This window comes from Vibrio sp. Y176, from assembly GCF_033438945.1.
Genome location: NZ_JAWOQS010000866.1, coordinates 1 through 581, shown reverse-complemented (window position 1 = coordinate 581; position 581 = coordinate 1). Strand labels below are relative to the sequence as shown.

2 pseudogenes are annotated in these 581 nt (G+C 38.6%); both read right to left on the bottom strand.

Annotation, left to right across the window (positions count from 1 at the left end):
* Window positions 1-281 (bottom strand): annotated as a pseudogene (locus tag R7O13_RS29110) (endonuclease); the annotation flags it as partial.
* 40 nt (window positions 282-321) lie between these two features.
* Window positions 322-581, bottom strand: a pseudogene (gene ati1, locus R7O13_RS29105) (Ati1 family type III secretion system chaperone); the annotation flags it as partial.

Here is a 581-nt window from a genome sequence, read left to right as displayed (position 1 = left end):
GATCTGTTCTCTTTTTTGTGCAGTTGTTGGTTCATCAAGTTCAGCTTTAAGTCGCTGTTTTTCGATGAATCTGTTTTGCTAAAAAAGCGATTAAAAAAGCTGCGATTTTCTTTTTGTTTGAGGCTAATTTCACCATCATTGCTTTTGGGAACGCTGTATTCTTTACCAAATACAGAGCCAAATTTAACGGTATCGCCTTCTTTCGCATTGGTTTTGATATTTTGAATATCTGCGAGGTCTAAATTACCTCGATGTTGACTATTAATTTGAATTGTCGACATAAAATAAACTCATTTCTAAACATGGTCGTTTTTAGCGGGATTAAATGAAAATCCCAGCAGGTAATTGTTCTGGAATTGCTTCCTCGTTATCGGTTTGTTCAATGAAGAGGTGCCACTGCTCAATTTTTTCTAGCAGTTGTTGGAATGTGTTTTGAACATAACTTTGAGGCTTATTAGCTAACGAAATAACCTTATAAACGGTCAGTCTGCGGCTGTCCGGCATTAAACCAACACCGAAACCACCTCGAAATGGTTCTAGCGCGTGTTCACCGATTGCAATTGCGATGGCTTCTGGCAGAG